Origin of the sequence: Ruegeria sp. HKCCD8929 (assembly GCF_013031405.1) — a bacterium.
In the GTDB taxonomy this organism is placed as follows: Bacteria; Pseudomonadota; Alphaproteobacteria; order Rhodobacterales; family Rhodobacteraceae; genus Ruegeria.
The window spans coordinates 15,060-29,151 of record NZ_WPZY01000007.1 but is presented as its reverse complement, the minus strand read 5'-3'; the positions used below and the strand labels follow the sequence as shown (position 1 = coordinate 29,151).

Annotated in this window: 15 protein-coding genes and 1 riboswitch; of the genes, 12 read left to right on the top strand and 3 right to left on the bottom strand. The window is 61.6% G+C overall.

Going from position 1 to position 14,092, the window contains the following annotated elements:
* Nucleotides 1–4 precede the first annotated feature (4 nt).
* Nucleotides 5–514, bottom strand: coding sequence for a bifunctional 3-hydroxydecanoyl-ACP dehydratase/trans-2-decenoyl-ACP isomerase (gene fabA, locus GOX53_RS12545; RefSeq protein ID WP_171176815.1), 510 nt, complete (start codon nucleotides 512–514; stop codon nucleotides 5–7).
* 189 nt (nucleotides 515–703) lie between these two features.
* Between fabA and irrA the strand changes: the two genes are divergently transcribed.
* Complete coding sequence (irrA, locus tag GOX53_RS12540; protein ID WP_171176813.1) at nucleotides 704–1,123, top strand: iron response transcriptional regulator IrrA; 420 nt, start codon at nucleotides 704–706, stop codon at nucleotides 1,121–1,123.
* Here the strand turns inward: irrA and GOX53_RS12535 are convergent, their stop codons facing one another.
* Nucleotides 1,124–2,020 (bottom strand): LysR family transcriptional regulator, encoded by an 897-nt coding sequence (locus tag GOX53_RS12535; protein WP_171176811.1) that lies wholly within the window; start codon nucleotides 2,018–2,020, stop codon nucleotides 1,124–1,126. It abuts the gene before it with no gap.
* 89 nt (nucleotides 2,021–2,109) lie between these two features.
* On the opposite strand from GOX53_RS12535, the gene GOX53_RS12530 reads away from it, so the two are divergent.
* Nucleotides 2,110–2,907 (top strand): phytanoyl-CoA dioxygenase family protein, encoded by a 798-nt coding sequence (locus GOX53_RS12530; protein WP_171176809.1) that lies wholly within the window; start codon nucleotides 2,110–2,112, stop codon nucleotides 2,905–2,907.
* A gap of 28 nt (nucleotides 2,908–2,935) precedes the next feature.
* Here GOX53_RS12530 and GOX53_RS12525 read toward each other — a convergent pair whose 3' ends face one another.
* A complete protein-coding gene (locus GOX53_RS12525) occupies nucleotides 2,936–3,802 on the bottom strand; it encodes a hypothetical protein (RefSeq protein ID WP_171176807.1) in 867 nt (288 codons plus the stop codon).
* Between the two features lie 121 nt (nucleotides 3,803–3,923).
* On the opposite strand from GOX53_RS12525, the gene miaB reads away from it, so the two are divergent.
* The 10 genes from miaB (at nucleotide 3,924) to trmB (ending at nucleotide 14,058) form a co-directional block, all read left to right on the top strand.
* Complete coding sequence (gene miaB, locus GOX53_RS12520; protein WP_171176805.1) at nucleotides 3,924–5,243, top strand: tRNA (N6-isopentenyl adenosine(37)-C2)-methylthiotransferase MiaB; 1,320 nt, start codon at nucleotides 3,924–3,926, stop codon at nucleotides 5,241–5,243.
* Between the two features lie 184 nt (nucleotides 5,244–5,427).
* Nucleotides 5,428–6,192: an outer membrane protein gene (locus tag GOX53_RS12515; protein ID WP_171176803.1), complete on the top strand. Its 765-nt coding sequence runs from the start codon at nucleotides 5,428–5,430 to the stop codon at nucleotides 6,190–6,192.
* 152 nt (nucleotides 6,193–6,344) lie between these two features.
* Complete coding sequence (locus tag GOX53_RS12510) at nucleotides 6,345–7,376, top strand: PhoH family protein (RefSeq protein WP_171176801.1); 1,032 nt, start codon at nucleotides 6,345–6,347, stop codon at nucleotides 7,374–7,376.
* A gap of 50 nt (nucleotides 7,377–7,426) precedes the next feature.
* Nucleotides 7,427–7,921 (top strand): rRNA maturation RNase YbeY, encoded by a 495-nt coding sequence (gene ybeY / locus GOX53_RS12505; protein WP_171176799.1) that lies wholly within the window; start codon nucleotides 7,427–7,429, stop codon nucleotides 7,919–7,921.
* Nucleotides 7,922–7,956: 35 nt separating this feature from the next.
* Complete coding sequence (locus tag GOX53_RS12500) at nucleotides 7,957–8,844, top strand: hemolysin family protein (protein ID WP_171176797.1); 888 nt, start codon at nucleotides 7,957–7,959, stop codon at nucleotides 8,842–8,844.
* The gene (gene lnt, locus GOX53_RS12495; RefSeq protein WP_171176795.1) at nucleotides 8,841–10,346 is read left to right on the top strand and encodes an apolipoprotein N-acyltransferase; all 1,506 of its coding nucleotides are present in this window, start codon (nucleotides 8,841–8,843) and stop codon (nucleotides 10,344–10,346) included. The genes GOX53_RS12500 and lnt overlap by 4 nt, the downstream gene beginning before the upstream one ends.
* A gap of 42 nt (nucleotides 10,347–10,388) precedes the next feature.
* Nucleotides 10,389–10,439: riboswitch (SAM-SAH riboswitch) on the top strand.
* A gap of 5 nt (nucleotides 10,440–10,444) precedes the next feature.
* On the top strand, nucleotides 10,445–11,626 hold the full coding sequence (metK, locus tag GOX53_RS12490) for a methionine adenosyltransferase (RefSeq protein ID WP_171176793.1): 1,182 nt from the start codon (nucleotides 10,445–10,447) through the stop codon (nucleotides 11,624–11,626).
* 70 nt (nucleotides 11,627–11,696) lie between these two features.
* The gene (locus tag GOX53_RS12485; RefSeq protein ID WP_171176791.1) at nucleotides 11,697–12,209 is read left to right on the top strand and encodes an AAA family ATPase; all 513 of its coding nucleotides are present in this window, start codon (nucleotides 11,697–11,699) and stop codon (nucleotides 12,207–12,209) included.
* A 263-nt stretch (nucleotides 12,210–12,472) separates the two neighbouring features.
* A complete protein-coding gene (locus tag GOX53_RS12480; protein ID WP_171176789.1) occupies nucleotides 12,473–13,279 on the top strand; it encodes a sulfotransferase domain-containing protein in 807 nt (268 codons plus the stop codon).
* Between the two features lie 68 nt (nucleotides 13,280–13,347).
* On the top strand, nucleotides 13,348–14,058 hold the full coding sequence (gene trmB, locus GOX53_RS12475) for a tRNA (guanosine(46)-N7)-methyltransferase TrmB (protein WP_171176787.1): 711 nt from the start codon (nucleotides 13,348–13,350) through the stop codon (nucleotides 14,056–14,058).
* The last annotated feature ends 34 nt before the right edge of the window (nucleotides 14,059–14,092 follow it).

Genomic DNA, 14,092 nt, shown 5'->3' with positions numbered 1-14,092 from the left:
GGAGTCAGCTTTCCGACAATGCAACCTTCATGTCTTTGACCTGATAGATCAACTCGCCATCGGCTTCGACCCGGCCATCCGCCACACCCATGGTCAGGCGGCGGGTCTGCATCGCCTTGGTGAAGTCGATGTGGTAGGTCAGCATCTTGCGGTCCGGGCGGACCATGCCGGTCAGCTTGACCTCGCCTACACCCAGCGCATAGCCGCGCCCCTGCCAGCCGCGCCAGCCCAGGTTGAAACCGGTCAGCTGCCACAACCCGTCCAGACCCAGGCAGCCGGGCATGATCGGGTTGCCGGGGAAATGGCAGTCAAAAAACCAAAGTTCCGGGGTGATGTCGAATTCGGCCACCACATGGCCCTTGCCATGGGCGCCGCCATCGCCGGAGATGTCGGTGATCCGGTCCATCATCAGCATCGGCGGGGCGGGCAGCTGTGCGTTGCCGGGGCCGAATAACTCGCCACGGGCGCATTTCAGCAGATCGTCCTTGTCAAAGCTGCTCGGGAATTGGGCCATTCTGCCGCCTCTCCTGCCATGGTTCTGTCCATCGTATCAGGCCCCCTCTAGCACCCGTGCGCAAGGTCCTGCAAGAGCGGCCACGCTCTATGTCGTGACTGTAAAGCCAACCGTTGCGAATGAATTTCATTTGAATTTCCGCCCGGGGGCGCCTTATATATACTGTCAGCGAAACGCGGATGATAAGTCATGACGCCACAGAGCCAGGAAATCGCCACCGATTGGTTGGTCACTGCCGGTTTGCGACCGACCCGGCAGCGTGTTGCGCTGGCCGAATTGCTGGTCGGCGACGGCAAGCATCGCCACGTGACCGCCGAGAGCCTGTTCGAGGCCGCCAAATCTACCGGAGCCGCCGTCTCGCTTGCCACCGTCTACAACACGCTGCGTGCCTTCTGCGACGCGGGCGTGTTGCAGGAGATCACGGTGGATGGCTCGAAAAGCTATTTCGACACCAACACCCACGACCATCCGCATTTCTTCTGGGAAGATGAGGGCCGGCTGTCGGATGCGCCGTCCGAGCAGTTGGTGATCCAGCGGCTGCCCGAAGCTCCGGACGGGGTCGAGATCGCCTCGGTCGATGTGGTGATCCGCCTGCGCCGCAAGGCCTGATCAGTCCCGCCTGAACATCTCCAACAGCACTTCGGTTGCTTCTGCCACCAGCGGATCGGCAGGGCCGGTTCCGTGCCGGGCCAGCACCACGGATTCGCGCGCCTCGGGGTCCGGGATAGGCAGGCTGACCAGCGGCTTGCCGTCATAGCTGGCGGCGGAGAGCGGGTTGGCATAGCTGACACCGACCCCCTCACCGTGCGCGGCGAGGCTGCGCAGGATTTCCAGCGAGGCCGCCCGATGCGCCACAACCGGGTTCAGCCCCTTGCGGCGGAAGAGGCCCAGTACGTGTTGGGCTGACAGACCCTCCTCGGACAGGATCAGTGGATGGGAGGTCAGGGTCTCCAATGAAATCCGGCCCTGTTCGTTCAGCGGGTGATCCGGGGCTACCAGCGCGTTGGGGTGGCTTTCGAACAGCCGTTGCCGCGCAAACCCCGCATCCATGCCCAGATCATAGGTCAGCGCGATGTCGATCTGCCCTTTCAGCATGGCCGAGATCAGCGCCTCGAACCCGTCTGCCCGATAGGTGACGGTCGCATCCGGTAACGCAACGCGCAGGCCGTGCAGGGCAGGGGCCAACTGGAATGGGGCCAGATCGACGAAACATCCCAGTCGCAAAGGGCGCGCGGCGGGGCGGGGGTGGGCCGGGTTTTCGATCCGGGCGGCGCGGGCCAGCAGCGCTTCGGCCTCGTCGATGAAGCGCCGCCCCTGCGGCGTCACCGCCATGGCCGCGCCGCGGCGGCGGATGAACAGGGGATGGCCCAGATGCGCCTCGATCCGGGTCAGCGCTGCCGACAGGGCGGGTTGCGAGACATTGAGCTGCCCTGCCGCCGCCGACAGGCTGCCCTGCCGTCCGATGGCGCAGACATATTCGTAGTGGCGGAGTGTCAGATATAACATCAGGTTATGTTCGTTTTTCGGAGATATGATTTGAACACGAATTGCAACTATGGGCAAATCACCGGGCCAACAGCCATTCGGAGGCCCCCATGCCCCATCCGCTCGTCACCCCCGAGATGATCGACACCTATCAGCGCGATGGCGTCGTTCTGGTGCGCGGCCTTTTTTCCGATCATGTCGACACCCTGCGCGCGGGTATCGATGCGAACATGGCCGAGCCGGGGCCGTATGCTTCGGAAAACAAGAAAGAGGGTGAGACCGGGCGGTTCTTCGATGACTACTGCAACTGGACCCGCATCCTGCAGTTTCGCGAGGTGATCGAAACCTCTCCGGCCGCAGAGGTTGCGGCCGACCTGATGCAATCGGACAGCGTGCAGATGTTCCATGATCACGTGCTAGTCAAGGAACCCGGCACCTCGATGGCGACGCCCTGGCATCAGGACGGGCCATATTACTTTGTCGAGGGGCAGCAGACCGTCAGCTTCTGGTCGCCGCTCGATCCGGTGAAAGAGGCGACGCTGCGCTGCGTGGCGGGCTCGCATCTGTGGGAGAAAGAGGTGCTGCCGACCCGCTGGGTTTCGGAAGAGGGGTTCTTTCCGGACGAAGGCCAGTACATGCCAATCCCTGATCCCGACGCCGAGGGGATGAAGATCGCCGAGTTCGAGATGGAGCCGGGCGACGCCGTGGCCTTCAACTACCGTACCCTGCACGGCGCACGTGGTAACACGTCGCCGTCACGCCGCCGCGCATTCTCGCTGCGGTTGGTGGGCGACGATGCGCGCTATGTTGAACGCCCGGGCCGCACCTCACCGCCCTATCCCGGCCATGACATGCAACCGGGCCAACGCCTGCGCGAGGATTGGTTCCCGGTTCTGCTGCAGCGGTAGGTTCAGCCAGCAGAGATCGAGGCGCTGCTCAGAACCACTGCCCCGGTTCCATCAGCCCCAGATCCAGCAACTGACCCGAAGTCCAGTCGAACGGAACCGAATTGCGCCAGCGAAAGCTCTGGATTTCGAAGGCCGAGCCGGGGTTGCGCTTGAGCGCCTTGGCGGTGCGGAAGGAACAGATGGCCACCGTCAGGTTGTGATGCCAAGGGCAGGCATAGGTGTTGTATTCCGCCTCGTTGAACGTGTGGTTGGGAAGCAGTTTCAGGCCCGGTTTTGATTTGAAGAGCGCGATGCGGTCGATCTTGCGGCTGTTGAAGGGGATATGTTCCTCGAACCGCCAGCGCACGCCGCCAAAGAAATCCAGTTGCCGGTCCAGCGCGCAGTTGTTCTGCGTGTCCCATCGGGATTGCGCATAGTAGCCGGACCTGTCCAGCAGCGCCTCGTCTCGCGAGACCGCGTTGGGATGCGCATTCAGATCGGCGGCGTAGAGGTCGATGACATAGGCCAGCATCGCGTCGCGCCGTTCCTCGGTGTGAAAGGCCAGCATCTCTCCGACCGTTCGAGATTCGCAGAAAGGATGGAACAGGAACTCGGCGTTATAGCAGTAATACATCCAGATGCCGGGCGCGGCGTCGATGATCTGGTTGATCGCGGTCACGACGACCTCGCGCGGCCCGCACTGGAACGAGATGCGGTGTATCTGCGCCTCGACCTCTTCGGGCAGTTGAAAGGCGTCGGGCATGAACGCCAGGACAGCCTTGAAGCCGCGGTCCAGATGATGGCGCAGGGTGGCCTCGACCTCGACATCATCCTCCACAAAGACCATTGCGACAGGCCCCTTGGCCAGCACACCGGCGCCGGTTTTCAGAAAAATGTCGAGCGTGGCATAGCGCATATGGCGGTCCTGATCCGAACTTCTGGCTTTCGGGGGCAAATTCGGGTAATTGCGCCAGCATTGCAAGCGGTGCCTGATCCGGATACATGGCGCCGATCCTGCGACTGCAAAGGCCCGCTCCATGTTTGAACCCAAAAAGCTGTTCATCAAAACCTACGGCTGCCAGATGAACGTTTACGACAGTGAACGCATGACCGAGGCGCTGGGCGGGCAGGGCTATGTCGAGACGCAAAGCCCCGATGACGCGGACATGATCCTGCTCAACACCTGCCATATCCGCGAGAAGGCGGCGGAAAAGGTGTATTCCGAGCTTGGCCGGTTTAAAGGGCTGAAGGCGGACAAGCCCGACCTCAAGATCGGGGTTGCGGGCTGCGTGGCGCAGGCCGAAGGCGAGGAAATCATGCGTCGCCAGCCGCTGGTCGATCTGGTGGTCGGCCCGCAGAGCTATCACCGCCTGCCCGAGATGGAGGCCAAGACCCGCGCGGGCGAAAAGGCGCTGGACACGGATTTTCCCGAAGAGGACAAGTTCGAGAAACTGAAAAGCCGCCCCAAGGCCAAGCGCGGCCCCACGGCGTTTCTGACCGTGCAAGAGGGTTGCGACAAGTTCTGCGCCTTCTGCGTGGTGCCTTACACCCGCGGCGCCGAGGTCAGCCGCCCTGCCAATCGCATCCTGTCCGAGGCCCGCGACCTGGTCGAACGCGGGGTGCGTGAGATCACGCTGCTGGGTCAGAACGTCAACGCCTATCATGGTGCGAGGCCAAACGGAGACATGTCTCTGGCCGGGCTGATCTGGGAGTTGAACAAGATCGATGGGCTTGAGCGCATCCGCTTCACCACCTCACATCCCAACGACATGACCGACGACCTGATCGAGGCGCATGGTACCTGCGACAAGCTGATGCCTTATCTGCACCTGCCGGTGCAGGCGGGTTCGGACAAGATCCTGAAACGGATGAACCGCAGCCATACAGCAGAAAGCTATCTGCGGCTGGTCGAACGCATTCGTGCGGCCCGCCCCGATATCCTGATGTCGGGTGATTTCATCGTCGGGTTCCCGGAGGAGACCGAAGAAGATTTCCAGGCCACGCTCGATCTGGTGGAAGAGGTCAGGTACGGCTACGCCTATTCCTTCAAATATTCGACCCGCCCCGGCACCCCAGCCGCCGAACGTCCGCAGGTGCCAGAGGATGAGGCCACGGACCGCCTGCATCGCCTGCAGGCCCTGATCACCCGCCATCAACGGGAGGTACAGGATGACATGGTCGGTCGCGAGGTCCGCGTGCTCTTTGAAAAAGCAGGACGGCTGGAGGGGCAGATGGTCGGCAAATCGGAATATCTGCACGCGGTCCATGTTGGCGGGGCCAACGTTACATCCGGTGATCTGCGACGCGTGCGGATCACCGCTTCGGGAGCAAATTCTTTGGCAGGAGAACTTGTCTGACAACCGGGCGAGGCCCTGCCAGGCCATAAGGGAGACAGCGAATGTTTCGCGTTAATTTAAATGAAGTTTTACGTAACGATTTCGCAAACGAGCTGAATTCCCGCGAGCGCCGAAAAGCCGACACAATTGTGTCAGGATGTCCGGGCAGCGTCGTCTGCCAAGTAATGAGTGAATGAGGTTTGAAATGTTTAAGAAAGTCGGCAGGAAGCCTGCCGCCTGCACGCGCCTGCTGGTCAGCGCGTCCATCATGAGCATGTGTTCCCTGGTGGCGTCAGACGCAGCCGCCGGGAATGTCCTCGATCCGGTCGAAGATCCCGAAGTGCTCCGGCCCAAGGCCCGCGAGTTTGACTGGAGTGGTTTCTACGTCGGCGGTACCGTCGGATACACTTTTGGTCAGGATGACGATATCGGTCATACAAACCCGACCGGTACACTTGTGGCCAACCCGGGAACCCTGACGCCCAGCGGAACAAATTTCGGCCTGCGGTTCGGCTGGCGCAACTGGCTGCCACTGGTTGATCGCAAATGGGTGTACGCGTTCGAACTGGGATACGACACCGGAAGCATTTCGGATTCGTTTGTTGCCAGCACGCATTCAGCCGAGGTTGAGCTGGAAAACACCAAGTCATTCCGGCTCAAGAGTGGTATCACCAGTGTCCGGGGCAACACGTTGTATTACAGCACGCTCGGCTATGTGCGGGGCGATCTGGATTATGCGGTGACCGGCTTTGCAGGTGGCGATCTGATCGACGTATCCGATCAGTCGGACCGAGACGGGTTCTTGCTGGGGCTTGGGGTCGAACACAATCTCAACGACCGTCTGTCGTTGGTGTTCGAAGTGGATTACACCCGGATAAGCTCCTACACGCTGACCGATTCCGACGGGTCCTCGACGGTTGCGACGCCCAGTTTCAGTAACGTCCGCCTGGGTCTGAACTATAACTTCTGATCCATGATGCTGATGCTGATGGCGGGGCCAGTTCTGAAACCGATGGGTCCCGAAGTTTCCGTCAGGCAAGCCACGATTTTTTGCCCTTGGCGCTTGCGCTGCCAAGGGCAACTTGGCTACGGTCGAAACAAACGCCAAGACAGGAGAACGGATTGGCCATCGGTGCAGTGACCCCACCGCCACAAGACATGCCCCCCAACGAGGTGCTTGTTGAATTTCCAGACAACAGATTGCTGATCGACCTGTGCGGTGAATATGACCGTAACCTGGCCGAGATCGAGCGCGCCTTGTCCGTGCAGATTCTGCGCCGCGGCAATCAGTTGGCGATCCTCGGCGAGGAGGCGCCGCAGAAGCAGGCCGCCGAGGTGCTGCACGCGCTGTATGACCGCCTTCAGGCGGGCCGCCCGGTCGAGGCGGCGGATGTGGACCGCGAGCTGCGCATGGGCAATTCCGAGCAGGGCACTGGCGTGCGCGACGGTGACCAGCTTGAGATGTTCAAGGGCGAAACGGTCGAGATCAAGACCCGCAAGAAACTGGTCGAGCCGCGCACCGACGCGCAAAAGGCCTATGTCCGGTCGCTGTTCGAGAACGAAATGGCCTTCGGCATCGGCCCGGCGGGCACCGGCAAAACCTATCTGGCTGTGGCCGTGGGCGTGTCGATGTTCATGGGCGGCCACGTAGACCGCATCATCCTCAGCCGCCCGGCGGTCGAAGCGGGTGAAAAGCTGGGCTACCTGCCCGGCGACATGAAGGACAAGGTCGATCCCTACATGCAGCCGCTCTACGACGCGCTGAACGACTTTCTGCCGGGTAAGCAACTGGCCAAGCTGATCGAGGAAAAACGGATCGAGATCGCGCCGCTGGCCTTCATGCGTGGCCGCACGCTGGCCAATGCGTTCGTGGTGCTGGACGAGGCGCAGAACGCCACCACCATGCAGATGAAAATGTTCCTGACCCGGCTAGGCGAGGGCAGCCGCATGGTGATCACCGGTGATCGCAGCCAGGTCGACCTGCCGCGCGGCGTGCAATCGGGGCTGACCGATGCGGAACGGCTGCTCAAGACCATTCCAAATATAGGCTTCAACTACTTCACCTCCAAGGATGTGGTGCGTCACCCGCTTGTCGCCGCCATCATCGAGGCGTATGAGGCCGATTCAGGCCGTCCCCAACCTTCTTCTGTTTGAAAATATCCCGGGGGTGCGGGGGCTGGCCCCCACTTGGGCTGAGACCGTAGATGACCGTCGATCTGACATTGGAAGACCCCCGCTGGCGGGACCTTGAGACTCTGGCCGACCGTGCGATTGCGGTTACTTTGGCGCATCAGGGCCTCGACCCGGAGACCTGTGAGATCAGCGTGCTGGGTTGCGACGATGCCCGCATCGCCGAACTGAACTCGGAATTCCGCGCCAAGCCGCGATCCACCAATGTGCTGAGTTGGCCCGCCGAGGATCTGTCCGCCGACACTCCCGGCGGACAGCCGCTCGCGCCTGAGCCCGATTTCACCGGAGAGATCGCGCTGGGAGATATCGCGATTTCCTACGACACCTGCGCGCGCGAGGCCGACGCGGCGGGAAAAACCATGTCCGATCACACCACGCATTTGCTGGTTCACGGGCTGTTACACCTTCTGGGTTACGACCATATCCGTGACCCTGACGCCACCTTGATGGAAGGGCTCGAAATCGAGATACTTGGCAAATTGGGTATCGATAACCCATATACTGAGTAAGTGGGCCCCAGGGCCCGGTCATTTGGAACAGGAAAATGGGCGACACAGACGGCAGTTCTATGGCGGCGCAAAGCGCGCAACCCGAGAACGGCGATGACATAACCGAAGAGAAAAACGGGTTTTTCTCCCGCATCATGGATGCATTCTCTTCCTCCGAAACACCGGAAGACGCGCAGGTCAACGGCCATCCGGCCTCGGCAGTACAGCCGCGCGGCATGATCAACCTCCGCCGCATGCGGGTCGAGGATGTGGCCATTCCAACGGCGGAAATCGTCTCGGTCCCGAATACCATCTCCAAGGATGAACTGGTGCAGGTGTTCCGCGACAGCGGCATGACCCGCATCCCGGTCTATGAGGGTACGCTGGACACGCCGCTGGGCTTTGTCCACCTCAAGGACTTTGCCCTCACGCACGGGTTCAACGGAAACTCCACCGAACTTGATCTGAACGCAATGCTGCGGTCGCTGCTCTTTGTGCCGCCGTCGATGCCCATCGGCGTGCTGCTGACTAAGATGCAGACCGAACGCCGCCACATGGCGCTGGTGATCGACGAATATGGCGGCGTTGACGGCTTGCTGACCATCGAGGACCTGATCGAACAGGTCGTCGGTGAGATCGCCGATGAACACGACGCCGACGAGGATCAACTGTGGGTGCAGGAGAAACCGGGCTGCTACATCGTGCAGGCCCGCACGCCGCTCAAGGAGTTCGAAGCCGAGATCGGCTGCTCGCTGACCCATCACGAGGATGTCGATGAAGAAGACATCGAAACGCTCGGCGGGCTGGTCTTCATGCTGTCGGGCCGGGTTCCCGCACGCGGTGAGGTGGTGCTGCATCCCGATGGTCCCGAGTTCGAGGTGATCGACGCCGATCCCCGCCGTATCAAACGTTTGCGCGTCATGCTGTCGGACCGCGCCGCATGAACCTATCGGCAGGCGGGCCATTTTGGCAGCGCATGGCCGGAGCGGGCGCGCTTGGTGTTCTCGCGGCCTTTGGGCTTGCTCCGCTGGGGATCTGGGTGGCATCGCTGGCAGCACTGATCTGCCTGCCGCGCCTGTTCCTGTCCTGCGAAACGCGCGGTCGCGCGGCGTGGCTGGGCTGGGCTTTCGCGATCGGGTATTTCGGCCACGCGCTGATCTGGATCGTCGAGCCTTTCATGGTCGACCCCGAACGCCACGCGTGGATGGCGCCTTTCGCGCTGGTCTTCATGGCGGGCGGGCTGGCGTTGTTCTGGGCGGCGGCCTTCTGGTTGGCCAAAAGCCTCGGACGGTCGGCCAGCGCTCAGATTTGGCTGTTGGTTCTCGTCCTTTCATTGGCGGAGTTCGCGCGCGGTTACGTGCTGACCGGGTTTCCTTGGGCCGGGCTGGCGCAAATCTGGATGGACACAGGTGCAGCACAGATTCTGGCGCTTGTCGGCCCGAACGCTCTGGGGACCCTGACTCTCGCAATTACTCTGCCGCTTGGCCTGTCGTTGGCCGGATGGTGCGGAACCCGCGCGTTGGCAGGACATGCGCTGCCCGCGATACTCTTCGCTGCTGCCGCACTGGGGTATTGCGCGACCCGCCCTGAGGTGACCTCGACAGGGAAAACCGTCCGCCTGATTCAGCCCAACGCGCCCCAGCATCAGAAATGGGATCCGGCCTATGCGCCGATGTTCTTTCAGAGGCAGGTCGGGTTCACGGCCGAAGGCGCGCGCCCGGACCTGATCGTCTGGCCGGAAACCTCGATCCCGGTCTGGCTGGAGAACGCCGAGCAGACGTTGTCAGTAGTCGCTGACGCGGCGCAAGGCAGCCCGGTGGTGCTGGGCATTCAGCGCCGCGGCGGCGCGCGCATCTACAATTCCATGATCTATCTGGATGAAAGCGGCGCTCAGGTGGGGCTCTATGACAAACACCATCTGGTGCCTTTCGGCGAATACGTGCCCTTCGGCGATCTGATGGCGCGCTTCGGGCTCTATGGATTTGCGGCCAATGCCGGGCAGGGGTTCAGCTCTGGCCCGGGGGCGAGGCTGATCCAGCTTGGCGCCCTGGGCCGGGCTCTGCCCCTGATCTGTTACGAGGCGATCTTTCCGCAGGACATCCTGGCTGCACCGGATCGGCCCGAGATGCTGCTGCAGATCACCAACGATGCGTGGTTCGGCACCTGGTCGGGCCCCTATCAGCACCTCGCCCAGGCCCGGATGCGGGCGATCGAGCAGGGATTGCCAATGATCCGGACGGCCAATACCGGCATCTCGGCGATGATCGACCCGCTGGGGCGGATCGAGGCGTCGCTGCCTCTGGGTGAAGCAGGTTACGTCGACGCGCCCCTACCCGCGCCTTTGCCGCCGACGCTCTATGCCCGGACTGGCGACAGTCCTGTGCTACTGCTGCTGATCGGCCTGACGTTGGGGCTGTTGCGCATCACCCGTCCCGTCAGGGGATAAATACCGATTGACCATTCGTGCGGCAGCGCGTATCTCGTCCGTCGCCTGTCACAACGGCTTCCTGGCGTGACGGGCTGTTATCTCAATGGAGCGCTTTCATGTCCCGACAGAACTACATTTTTACTTCGGAATCCGTATCCGAAGGTCACCCGGATAAGGTCTGTGACCGGATTTCCGATGCCGTACTTGATGCTTTTCTCAGCGAAGAACCCGAAGCGCGCGTTGCGTGCGAAACCTTTGCCACCACCGATCGTGTGGTCATCGGCGGAGAGGTTGGGCTGTCGGATCAGAACAAGCTGCGCGAGTATATGGGGCGGATCGACCAGATCGCCCGCGACTGCATCAAGGATATCGGTTACGAGCAGGACAAGTTCCACTGGAACACCTGCGAGGTGACCAACCTGCTGCACGAACAATCCGCGCATATCGCGCAGGGTGTGGATGCAGCAGAAGACAAGGACGAGGGGGCCGGCGACCAGGGCATCATGTTCGGTTACGCCACCACCGAGACGCCGGCGCTGATGCCGGCGCCGATCCAGTATTCCCACGCGATTCTGCGCCGCCTGGCCGAGGTGCGCAAGAACGGCAGCGAAGCGGCGCTTGGCCCGGACGCAAAATCGCAGCTTTCGGTGGTCTACCGCGACGGTGTGCCTGTCGGTGTCAGCTCGATCGTGCTGTCGACCCAACATCTGGACGAGGCGCTGACCAGCGCCGATATTCACGCGCTTGTTGAGCCTTACATCCGTGAAGTGCTGCCCGAGGGCTGGCTGACGAACGAGACCGAGTGGCATGTGAACCCCACCGGCAAGTTCGTCATCGGTGGTCCCGATGGCGATGCGGGCCTGACCGGGCGCAAGATCATCGTGGACACCTATGGCGGTGCCGCGCCGCACGGCGGCGGAGCCTTCTCGGGCAAGGATCCGACCAAGGTGGACCGCTCGGCGGCCTACGCGGCCCGCTATCTGGCCAAGAACGTGGTTGCGGCGGGCATGGCCGAGCGCTGCACCATTCAGCTCAGCTATGCCATCGGTGTCAGCAAGCCGCTGTCGATCTATGCCGACACCCACGGCACGGGCGAGGTGGCTCCTGCCGAGATCGAAAAAGCGGTGGCCGAGGTCATGAACCTGACCCCGCGCGGTATCCGCAAACATCTGGGCCTGAACAAACCGATCTATCAACGCACTGCGGCTTACGGCCATTTCGGCCGCGAGCCGAGCGCCGACGGCGGTTTCAGTTGGGAACGCGCGGATCTGGTGGACGCGCTGAAAAAAGCAGTCTGATCCGGTTTCATTGGTTAAGTTGAACGGGCGGTTTCAGTGACCGCCCGTTTTGCATTGGTGAGGACGGGTGATGCAGAGGATCATGGTCATCGGCGGGCCGGGCTCGGGCAAGTCCACGCTTGGCCGGAAACTTGGCGCACAGCTGGGCCTTCCGGTGGTGCACATGGATCCGATCTACTGGCTAGGCGATTGGGTCGAGCGTGACAAGACCGAAGCAATGCGCCTGGCAAAGGAAGCTGCCGACCGCCCGGAATGGGTGTTTGAGGGCAACCACTCCTCCTCGATGGAGTACCGGGCGGAACGTGCCGATCTGATCCTGTTCCTCGATATGCCCCGCGTGTTGCGCATGTGGCGGGTTCTGTGGCGATCGCTGCGTTACCATGGCCGCACCCGGCCGGATATGGGGCCGAACTGCCCCGAGCGCTTTGATCGCGCATTTCTCGAATTCTGCTGGAGCTACGACCGCAACGGACGCCTTCGCGCGCTTCGGTTTATCGACGACTGGCGGGGCTGTCGTAACGTCCGTGTGCTGACGTCGCGGCGGCAGGTCGAGGATTTCCTGTCCGAGTTTTTGGCGAGATAGAGACCTAATATGGCGAGGATCGCCTGTTTTCTTGGCAGGTATTGCGTACCGTCGCTCTAGGATATCGGGAATCTCTGAGGCCGTGCTCCGGTCCAATGGACGGATTGCTGCAAGCCATTTGCCGGGTGCGTGCGGCAAATGGCCCGAATGAAGCTTGGTAAGTTATCTTACCTTGACGAGATTGGTTGAAATCCCCAGCTCTTGCCCGGCGTTCAGCGCCATGCGATGCGCTAGCGCGATTTTGACAAGGGGAAACGGCACTCATGGGGTTAAGACGGCTGCTGAGGCAGGCAAAGGTGCGGCTCGATGCCAGAACCTTTCGGCAATACGGGCTGGCGCGGTTTGACGCAGAGGCGGTTCGTGACAGTGATGTGGTGATCGCTGCCTGGCCGAAATCCGGCAATACGTGGATGCAATGCCTCGTCGCCGGCTTGCAATATGGTGTGGACAGCTCCAACGCACCGGATCGTCTGATCCAGACACTGGTTCCGGATCTGCATCAGAACCGTACGGGCGTGGTTATGTCCGACACCATGGCCTTCAAATCTCATCACACGCCGCAGCCTCAATTTCGGCGCGTCATTCATCTAGTCCGGGATGGGCGGGACGCGCTTGTCTCGTATTGGCATTTTCGAAAGGCCCTGGGCTATACCGGCGGCATATCCGATTTGATGGGCGAGACCGACAAGGTCTACTCGAACTGGTGGGAACACACCAAAAGCTGGAGGACAAATCCGCACGGTGCCGAGATTCTGACGATGCGCTACGAAGACCTTCTGAGCGATCCCCAGCCGCAGCTGCGCCGTGTCGCCAAATTTTTGGATATAAATTGCGACGACGAGCGGCTGGCGCAGGTCATTTCCACTTCGTCCTTTTCCCGGATGCAAAAGCGCGAAAAGAAACAGGGCTGGGACAACAAGGTCTGGCCAAAGGATGCGATGTTCGTCCGGCGGGGGGTGTCCGGGGCATTCCTTGATGAGATGTCACCCGAGGATATTGCGGCTTTCGAGACCCGCTGCGGCGACGTGTTGCAGGACATGGGGTATGAGTTGAGCTCGCAGGACCGGTAGGGGTATTTTGGGGATCGAACAGGACACCGGCTTGCCTCTTGAGACCTAAACATCTATGGGCCGTGCGCATGAACACCAACCATCCTCAAAGACCCCGACGCAACTTCTACGGCCGCGTTAAGGGCAAATCCCTGAAACAGAGCCAGAAGACCTATCTGGATGAGGATCTGGCCACGCTCTCGCCCGGCGCCGTCGATTGGGACAGCAACCCCGAGCGCAGGCCGCTGGATCTGGAGGGGCTGTTCGGGGGGCGGCCCGTGTGGCTCGAGGTTGGGTTCGGAGGCGGTGAGCATCTGGTGCATCAGGCCGAAAGCAATCCCGATATCGGCATCATCGGCGCCGAGCCCTATATCAACGGCGTCGCCATGCTGCTGGGCAAGATCCGCCGCGCCGGCGTCAGCAATCTGGCGGTTCATCCCGGCGATGCGCGCGATCTGTTCGATGTTCTGCCCGATCAGAGCATCTCGCGCGCGTTCCTGCTCTATCCAGACCCCTGGCCCAAAAAACGCCATCACCGCCGCCGGTTCGTGACGCCCGAGCATCTGGAACCTCTGGCCCGGGTGCTGAAACCCGGCGCGATCTTTCGGGTGGCGACGGATATTCCCGATTATGTGCGCCAGACGCTGGAAGAGGTGCCAAAGGCCGGGCTCGAGTGGTTGGCCGAACGCCCCTCGGATTGGCGCGCGCCTTGGGATGATTGGATTTCGACCCGGTACGAGCAGAAAGCTCTGCGCGAGGGGCGCGTGCCGCATTATCTGACCTTCCGTCGCGCCGGTTGAGCAACGGGACTGTTGTGATTCTGCCTGACGGTGT

Bases quoted from the DNA above. Each gene is read 5' to 3' on its own strand.
- GOX53_RS12530 (WP_171176809.1), top strand. From the start codon at position 2,110: ATGCCCCATCCGCTCGTCACCCCCGAGATGATCGACACCTATCAGCGC.
- GOX53_RS12535 (WP_171176811.1), bottom strand. From the start codon at position 2,020: ATGTTATATCTGACACTCCGCCACTACGAATATGTCTGCGCCATCGGA.
- GOX53_RS12480 (WP_171176789.1), top strand. From the start codon at position 12,473: ATGGGGTTAAGACGGCTGCTGAGGCAGGCAAAGGTGCGGCTCGATGCC.
- irrA (WP_171176813.1), top strand. From the start codon at position 704: ATGACGCCACAGAGCCAGGAAATCGCCACCGATTGGTTGGTCACTGCC.
- fabA (WP_171176815.1), bottom strand. From the start codon at position 514: ATGGCCCAATTCCCGAGCAGCTTTGACAAGGACGATCTGCTGAAATGC.
- lnt (WP_171176795.1), top strand. From the start codon at position 8,841: ATGAACCTATCGGCAGGCGGGCCATTTTGGCAGCGCATGGCCGGAGCG.
- metK (WP_171176793.1), top strand. From the start codon at position 10,445: ATGTCCCGACAGAACTACATTTTTACTTCGGAATCCGTATCCGAAGGT.
- GOX53_RS12500 (WP_171176797.1), top strand. From the start codon at position 7,957: ATGGGCGACACAGACGGCAGTTCTATGGCGGCGCAAAGCGCGCAACCC.
- trmB (WP_171176787.1), top strand. From the start codon at position 13,348: ATGAACACCAACCATCCTCAAAGACCCCGACGCAACTTCTACGGCCGC.
- miaB (WP_171176805.1), top strand. From the start codon at position 3,924: ATGTTTGAACCCAAAAAGCTGTTCATCAAAACCTACGGCTGCCAGATG.
- ybeY (WP_171176799.1), top strand. From the start codon at position 7,427: ATGACCGTCGATCTGACATTGGAAGACCCCCGCTGGCGGGACCTTGAG.
- GOX53_RS12525 (WP_171176807.1), bottom strand. From the start codon at position 3,802: ATGCGCTATGCCACGCTCGACATTTTTCTGAAAACCGGCGCCGGTGTG.
- GOX53_RS12515 (WP_171176803.1), top strand. From the start codon at position 5,428: ATGTTTAAGAAAGTCGGCAGGAAGCCTGCCGCCTGCACGCGCCTGCTG.
- GOX53_RS12485 (WP_171176791.1), top strand. From the start codon at position 11,697: ATGCAGAGGATCATGGTCATCGGCGGGCCGGGCTCGGGCAAGTCCACG.